Consider the following 7,341-nt stretch of genomic DNA (forward strand, 5'->3'; position numbering starts at 1 on the left):
CCGCCGGTACCGGGGCCGCGGCCGTCCCCGACGCATCGCCGCCCGTCGCCGACCGCGGCGCGCCGCACCGGTACGGCCGCCGGCGAGTCCGAGCGGTCCACGGCCGCGACCGATCCCGAGCCGGCCACCGCGTCCGGCCCGTCGGCAGCGACCGAGCCTTCGGTTCTGGCCGAGTCCTCGGCCCCGACCGAACCTTCGATCGCGACCGGGTCACCGGCCGCGACCGAGGCTTCGGCGGCCCTGCCCGAGGCTGGGGCGTCTGGGCCGGTGGCCGAGAGCGAGCGGTCGGCGGCTTCGGTCGACGCCTGGCCGACGCTGCCCGAGCCAAGCTCGGCGCCGGTGTCGCCGGCGCCGGTCGCGGCGGAGTCCGTCCGGGCGCCGGTGGCCGACGAGCCCGCGCCGGCGGTGGAGTCGATGCCGTTCGACTCGACCTCGATCGGCGGTCCGGCACCCGCACCGGCGGCCGGGCCGGAGTCGGCGGCGGGCCCGAGCCGGGCCGCCCCGGTGCCGTCCGACGGCGCGGTACCCGACCTCGGGCCGGCACCGTCCGATGTGGACGATGAGCAGACCCACCTGGGGTTGCCCCGGCGGGTGCGGCAGGCCAGCCTGGCCCCCGGACTGCGGGCCGAGCCGGCGGTACCGGTGGCGCCCGCGGACGCGGCGCCGGTCGCGGGGCGCGGGCCGGAGGAGATCCGGCGGATGATGAGCTCGTACCAGCAGGGCACCCTCCGCGGCCGGCGCGCCGACGCGACCCGGGTACCGGCGCCGACGGCGCCGGACACCGCGCAGGTGACCGACGAACAGGACACGAACGAGGCTGAGAGCGGTAGGGGGGACGGCTGATGACGCAGCACGCGCAGGCATCGAACGCGGATGCCGACTGGCTGCTGGAAGACCTGGTGCGGCGGGTGGCGGAGATCAGGCACGCGGTGCTGCTGTCCGCCGACGGCCTGCTGATCGGCCGGTCCGGCGCGCTGGACCGCGGCGACGCGGAACATCTCGCCGCGGTCGCGTCCGGGTTCCAGAGCCTGGCCCGCGGTGCCGGTCGGCACTTCGGTGCCGGTGAGATCCGGCAGACGGTGATCGAGATGGACACCGCGTTCCTGTTCGTCACCGCGGCCGGGCACGGCGCCTGCCTGGCGGTGTTCGCCGAGGCGAACAGCGACATCGGGCTGGTCGCGTTCGAGATGAACCTGCTGGTCCAGCGGGTCGGCAACAACCTGGGCACGACGGTGCGGCCGGCGCGTACCGACGAGGCCGACGCACCGGTGTCGCGGTAGGTCGGGGGACACGGTGAGCCAGCACGCGGCGGCGGACGGCGCGGGACCGTTGGTCCGCCCGTACGCGATGACACACGGCCGGACCCGGCCCTCGTCGGACAACTTCGACCTGATCGCGCTGGTCGTGGCGGCGGACGGGCCGGTGTCCACCGAGGGGTTGGAGCCGGAGCATCGCAGCATTCTGAACCTGGCCCGGCAGCCGGTCTCGGTGGCCGAGATCTCCGCCCGGGCCGACCTGCCGGTCGGCGTGGTCCGGATTCTGCTGGACGACCTGCGGGTACGGGGGGCCGTACAGGTGCGGTCGCCGATGTCCGGGGCGAAGGCACCCACCAAGCGGGTGCTGCGCGCCGCCATCAACGGCCTGCGCGCGCTGTGAACGACGACGGAGTGTCTACTGTGGACGAGATCCCCTACGCGATCAAGATCCTGGTCGCCGGCGGCTTCGGGGCGGGCAAGACGACGATGGTCGGCTCGGTGTCCGAGATCGAGCCGCTGCGGACCGAGGAGGTCATCACCGCCGAGAGCGTCGGCATCGACGACCTCGAAGGTGTCGAGCAGAAGACCACCACCACGGTGGCGATGGACTTCGGCCGCATCACCCTCACCGACGGCCTGGTGCTCTACCTGTTCGGTACGCCGGGGCAGGACCGGTTCTGGTTCATGTGGGACGAGCTGTCGCTCGGCGCGGTCGGCGCCGTGGTGCTCGCCGACACCCGCCGGCTCGCCGACTGCTTCCCGTCGGTCGACTACTTCGAGCAGCGCGGCACGCCGTTCATCGTCGCGGTGAACTGCTTCGACGGCGCCAAGCGGTACCGGCCGGAGGACGTGCGGGTCGCGCTCGACCTCGACCCGCAGGTACCGGTGCTGCTGTGCGACGCGCGGCGACGCGACTCCAGCAAGGGCGTGCTGATCACGCTGGTCGAGTACGTGCTGCAGCGCTACAGCGAGCTGGAGAACAACGGCGCCCTCGCCTGACCGGCGGGGCGCCGTACCGGCCGGTCAGCTGACCTTGATGTCGGCGATCCGCTCCCGGGCCGCGGCGGTCGGCACCGTGCCCTGCCCGACCAGGTTCATCGCGACCTGGGTCGGCGCGCCGTCGGCGTCGACCGCGGACAGCGTCGGGATGCCGCTGCCGGACAGGTGCACGGTGAGCGTGGCGGTGTGGCCGGCCGGCGCGTCACCGGGGATGCGCACCGCGCCGGCCCCGATCACCCGGTACCCGTCCGGCGCGTACCGCGACTGGGACGGCTGGCCGGCGGCGGTCTGCTCCAGCAGGGTGAAGTCGAGCTGCCCGGCCCCGGCGGCGGTACTGGCGAGCACCTTGCTCACCGTCGCCGGCAGCGCGTCGTGCGCCCCGACCACGTCGACCAGCTGCGCGCCGTCGGCGAGCTCGGCACCGGGTCGCGGCGTCAGCGCGTACCCCCGGGCGGTGACCCGGCGGATCACCCGGTTGGCGATCCGCTCCTCCGCCGCGGCGTCCAGCCCGGACCGGCTGGCCATCCGGCTGGCCGCGGTCTCGTCGCCGGAGGCGGCCAGCCGGCGGTAGGTCTCCTCGAACGCGTACCAGGCGGCGCCGCGCGCGACGGCCAGGTCGGGGTCGTGCAGCCGCGGCCGGTGCCCCAGCTCGGTGACGATCCGCTCGGCCACGGCCGGCATCCGGGACGAGCCGCCGACCAGCAGCACCTCGTCGATCCGGTCCACGCCGCGTTCCGCGGCGGCGGCCAGCACCTGCCGGGTCACCTCGATGGTGCGGTCCAGCAGGTCGACGGTGAGCTGCTGGAACTCCTCCCGGGTGATCGACACCCGGGTCACCCGGCCGTCGTGCATGATCCGGATGGTGTGCTCGTCCTCCTCGGACAGCCGCCGCTTGCCCTCCTCGACCCGGGCCCGGATGTCCTGCACGGTCGCCGGCGAGTCGAACGGGTGCGACACGTCCGGGTGCTCGGCGCAGAACGCCTCCACGACGTACTCGGCGAGCCGCTCGTCGAAGTCGACGCCGCCGAGCTCGGTGTCGCCGCCGGTGGCGATCTCGGTCAGGCCGGCCGCCGACACCCGCACCACGGTGGTGTCGAACGTGCCGCCGCCCAGGTCGTACAGCAGGATCGCGCTGTCCTCGCCGGACTCGCCGACCCGGTACGACAGGGCGGCGGCGAGCGGCTCGGACAGCACGTCGATGACGGTGAGGCCGGCGAGCTCACCGGCCCGGCGGGTGGCGGCCCGCTCGGCGAGACCGAAGTACGCGGGGACGGTGATGACCGCCTCGGTGACCGCCTCGCCGGTCGCCTCCGCCGCGTCGGCCACCAGCCGGCGCAGGATCAGCGCGGACACCTCCTCGGCACTGAACGACTCGCCGTGCATGCGCAGCGTCAGGTGCCGGCCCAGCTCCCGCTTGATCAGGTCGACCACCAGGTCGGGCTCCAGCACCGCGGTGTCCTTCGCCTTGGTGCCGACCACGACGCTGTCGGCGGTGGAGAAGTACACCGCCGACGGGGTCGAGGCGTCGCCCTCGCGGCTACGGATCACGGTCGGGCGACCGGTCGCGTCGAGGTACGCGACACTCGAGTACGTCGTGCCTAGGTCAATGCCGAAGACAGCCACGCTGTTCGCTTTCTCTTCCGGTTCGCTCGGCGCCTGATCCCCGCGTCAGCGCCCGGTCAGTTGTGCCACCACCACGTCGGCGCGGCGGGCGATCTGCTCACCCCGCACGAAACCGCTCGACACCGTCTCTACCACGAGGCCGTCCCAGGCGGGATCGTCGACCGGCACGGTGTCCACCGGCCGGTGCAGGGCCATGTCGTACCGCTCGCCCTTGGCCACGTCGAACGGTTCCACCCCGGTGCGGCCCAGCACCTCGATGGTCTCCTCGGCGAACGCCGCGAACAGCGCACCCACCTGCCCGGCGAACATCGCGTACAGCGAGGCGTCGGACTGCGGGTCGTGCTGGTCCGGGTTCTCCTTGCCGGCGAGCGCCCAGCGGTCGGACTCGCGCCGGGCGTAGTCGTACAGCCGGTACAGCCCGGCGCGGACCGGCTCCAGCGCGGCCTCCACCTCGCTGCGCCGCAGCTGCTGGTTCTCCGAGTGCAGCCGGTCGATGATCTCCTCGCGGAAGGCGGCCCGCTCCTGCTCCCGGGCCACCGACTTGTGCAGCTCGGCCAGCCGGTCGGGCAGGTGGCTGAGCGCGGTGAGCTGCGCGCGGATGACGACGAGCTCGGCACGCAGCGGTCCGAGCGCGTTGGGCGTCTCGTCGGCGTCCGGCACCGCACACTCCCTTCGACGACCCGGCCCGGCGAAGCACCGGCCGGGGGCCGCCCTGCTGGTCGTTGCCGCACTGGCCGCAGCTGCCAGCGCGGCAAGGCGTCGGTCACGGATCGACCCGCCGGCGGATGCGACACACCGACCCGTGAAGGAAATCTAACCGCGGTTGGACCTAGGCGACACCTGCGGTGTCCGTCAGATCCATTTGTTTCCCAGCCACATCCTCGCGTACCACTGCGAGTACGTGATGGTCTCCCCGACGTAGATCGGGTAGAAGTACAGAAAGCACAGCGCCACCAGCGCGACGAAGCCGCCGGCGACCAGCGCGCCGCCGAGCCGGCGTTCCGGTCGGGCCCGTGGCCCGCCCATGATCATCCCCAGCGCCATCGTCACCGCGAGCACCAGGAACGGCTCGGACGGCAGCGCGTAGAAGTAGAACATGGTGCGGTGGTCGCTGAACTCGTAGTAGACCCACGGCAGGATGCCGGCGGCCGAGGTCAGCAGCACGAACCAGCCGCGCCAGTCGCGCTTGGCGATCGACCACCAGGTGACCGCCACCAGCGCCGGGATGAACGCCCACCACAGCACCGGGGTGCCCAGCAGCAGGATCTCCGCCGAGCACTGCGACGCGGCGCACAGCCCGTTGCCGTCGTAGTAGTACGCCACCGGCCGGCCCAGTGTGAGCCACTGCATCGGCCACGACTGGTAGTCGTGCTTGGTGGTCAGGCCGGTGTGGAACGCCAGGATGTCCCGGTGGTACTGGAACAGGTTGTACAGCGAGCCGATCAGCGGCGGTTCGGGATGGTTGTGGTCGCGCAGCCAGTGCCGGTCCCAGCTGTGGTCGTTGGCGAACCAGCCGGCCCAGCTCGCCACGTACACCACGGTGAAGATGGCGAGCGAGGCGAGCAGCCAGCCGAACTCGTCCAGCAGCGCGTCCCGCCACGGATGGCGGGCGCCGGCGGTGCGCCGGGTGTGCGCCTCCCACACGTAGATCAGCACCACGAACAGCACGATGTACCACAGGGCGCTCCACTTGACCGCCATCCCGCAGCCGAGCAGTGCCGCGCCGGACAGCCGCCACCACGGGATGCCGTGCCGTGGCCGGCCGTGCTCCGGGTCGCCGCCGTCGTCGAGGAACGCCAGCCAGCGTCGCCGGGTCTGCTCCCGGTCCATCACCGCGCAGGCGAACCCGGCGAGCACGAACAGCATCAGGAAGATGTCCAGCAGGCCGACCCGGCTGGACACGAACGCCATCCCGTCCAGCGTCATCAGCAGCCCGGCCACCGCGCCCAGCAGCGTCGAGCGGAACATCCGCCGGCCCAGCCGGATCACCAGGACCACCGCGATCACCCCGGCCACCACCGAGGTGATCCGCCAGCCGATCGCGTTGTACCCGAAGATCTGCTCGCCCAGGCCGATGATCCACTTGCCCAGCGGCGGGTGCGCGATGAACGAGCCGGAGTTGGTCTTGTCGTCCCACTCCACCCCGTGCTGCAGCAGGTGGTGCGCATCGGTCGCGTAGTAGATCTCGTCGAAGATCTTCGTCTTCGGGAAGCCGAGGCCGATCAACCGCAGCGTCGCCGCGATCGCCGCGATCCCGGCCGTGACCAGCCAGGACACCAGCCGGTCGGACGGCATCGGCGGATGCAGCCGGCGCCGCACATCGGCGCCGACCCCGCCAGGTCCGTCGGCCGTCGCCGCCTGGTCGGGACCGGACTCGACTGTCAACTCGGTCGCGGGCACCCGACGATCGTAGGCTGAGCCGACCAACCGCGTCGCGACGCCCACGGGTTCGATCGTCGGCGGACCCGGCCGCGGTCGCCGGCAGCGAGGAAGTGAGAGCCTGGTGGGGAACGTCATGATCGGCTGCCGGGCCCGGTCGACCGAAGGCTTCCCCACAGGCTCTGGAAGGTGAGACGGTGCACACACGCCGGGACGGCGCGGGGCTGCTGGTGCTCGCCGGCGCGCCGCTGGGCAACGTCGCCGACGCCAGCGAGCGGCTCCGCGCCGCGCTGACCGACGCCGACCTGGTCGCCGCCGAGGACACCCGCCGGGTGCGCCGGCTCGCCGCCGAGCTCGGGGTGACGTTGCCGCGGGTCGTCTCGTACTTCGAGGGCAACGAGACGCGCCGCACGCCGGAACTGCTGGCCGAGCTGAGCGGCGGTGCCCACGTCACGCTGATCACCGATGCCGGCATGCCGAGCGTGTCCGACCCCGGGTACCGGCTGGTGCGGGCGGCGATCGAGGCGGACGTGCCGGTGACCGCGGTACCGGGGCCGAGCGCGGTCACCACCGCGCTGGCGGTGTCCGGGCTGCCCAGCGACCGGTTCTGCTTCGAGGGGTTCCCGCCGCGCAAGACGGCCGAGCGCCGGACCCGGTTCACCGAGCTCGCCGCGGAACGGCGCACCCTGGTGTTCTTCGAATCGCCGCACCGCATCGAGGGCACCCTGACCGCCCTGGCCACCGCGTTCGGCCCGGACCGCCCGGCCGCGCTGTGCCGCGAGCTGACCAAGACGTACGAGCAGGTGCGGCGCGGCGGGCTCGGTGAGCTGTCCGCCGGGGTGGCCGACGACCCGCCGCGCGGCGAGATCACCCTGGTGGTGGCCGGCGCCCCGGCGGCCGAGCCGGTGGTACGCGAGGCCGCCGACCTCGCCGCGCTGGTCGCCGAGCGGCAGGCCGCCGGGGTGTCCCGGCGCGACGCGGTGGACGCGGTCGCCGCCGAACTCGGGCTGCCTCGCCGCGAGGTCTACGCCGCCGCCCTCGGCACCCGCTGACCTGGCCCAGGGTGCGGCCCGGCCGCGCCTGG

The 7,341-nt window shown here is 73.3% G+C and carries 8 protein-coding genes; 5 read left to right on the top strand and 3 right to left on the bottom strand.

All coding sequences use genetic code 11. The annotated features are described in order from the left end of the window. The first annotated feature begins 267 nt into the window (after positions 1 to 267). From NUM_RS22450 to NUM_RS22465, 4 genes are read left to right on the top strand one after another with little or no spacing between them, the layout of a single operon-like run. Positions 268 to 843: a hypothetical protein gene (locus NUM_RS22450; RefSeq protein WP_207126891.1), complete on the top strand. Its 576-nt coding sequence runs from the start codon at positions 268 to 270 to the stop codon at positions 841 to 843. Beyond that, complete coding sequence (locus tag NUM_RS22455) at positions 843 to 1,280, top strand: roadblock/LC7 domain-containing protein (protein ID WP_207126892.1); 438 nt, start codon at positions 843 to 845, stop codon at positions 1,278 to 1,280. Before NUM_RS22450 ends, NUM_RS22455 begins: the two co-directional genes overlap by 1 nt. A gap of 13 nt (positions 1,281 to 1,293) precedes the next feature. Next, positions 1,294 to 1,656, top strand: a complete 363-nt coding sequence (locus NUM_RS22460; RefSeq protein WP_225918769.1) for a DUF742 domain-containing protein — start codon at positions 1,294 to 1,296, stop codon at positions 1,654 to 1,656. Positions 1,657 to 1,667: 11 nt separating this feature from the next. Further along, complete coding sequence (locus NUM_RS22465; protein WP_370467036.1) at positions 1,668 to 2,255, top strand: GTP-binding protein; 588 nt, start codon at positions 1,668 to 1,670, stop codon at positions 2,253 to 2,255. A 24-nt stretch (positions 2,256 to 2,279) separates the two neighbouring features. Here the strand turns inward: NUM_RS22465 and NUM_RS22470 are convergent, their stop codons facing one another. The 3 genes from NUM_RS22470 to NUM_RS22480 form a co-directional block, all read right to left on the bottom strand. Then, positions 2,280 to 3,878 (bottom strand): Hsp70 family protein, encoded by a 1,599-nt coding sequence (locus NUM_RS22470; RefSeq protein WP_207126893.1) that lies wholly within the window; start codon positions 3,876 to 3,878, stop codon positions 2,280 to 2,282. A gap of 45 nt (positions 3,879 to 3,923) precedes the next feature. Next, positions 3,924 to 4,538, bottom strand: coding sequence for a nucleotide exchange factor GrpE (gene grpE / locus NUM_RS22475; protein WP_207126894.1), 615 nt, complete (start codon positions 4,536 to 4,538; stop codon positions 3,924 to 3,926). Between the two features lie 192 nt (positions 4,539 to 4,730). Beyond that, the gene (locus NUM_RS22480) at positions 4,731 to 6,278 is read right to left on the bottom strand and encodes a dolichyl-phosphate-mannose--protein mannosyltransferase (RefSeq protein ID WP_225918771.1); all 1,548 of its coding nucleotides are present in this window, start codon (positions 6,276 to 6,278) and stop codon (positions 4,731 to 4,733) included. Positions 6,279 to 6,454: 176 nt separating this feature from the next. On the opposite strand from NUM_RS22480, the gene rsmI reads away from it, so the two are divergent. Continuing rightward, positions 6,455 to 7,309 carry a 16S rRNA (cytidine(1402)-2'-O)-methyltransferase gene (gene rsmI / locus NUM_RS22485; RefSeq protein WP_225918772.1) on the top strand — a complete coding sequence of 285 codons (855 nt, stop codon included), beginning with the start codon at positions 6,455 to 6,457 and terminating at the stop codon, positions 7,307 to 7,309. Positions 7,310 to 7,341: the final 32 nt, after the last annotated feature.

The sequence above is a fragment of the Actinocatenispora comari genome (assembly GCF_017312725.1).
Lineage (GTDB): Bacteria > Actinomycetota > Actinomycetes > Mycobacteriales > Micromonosporaceae > Actinocatenispora > Actinocatenispora comari.

Coding starts and splice junctions, on each gene's coding strand:
- NUM_RS22455 (WP_207126892.1), top strand. CDS start 843: ATGACGCAGCACGCGCAGGCATCGAACGCGGATGCCGACTGGCTGCTG.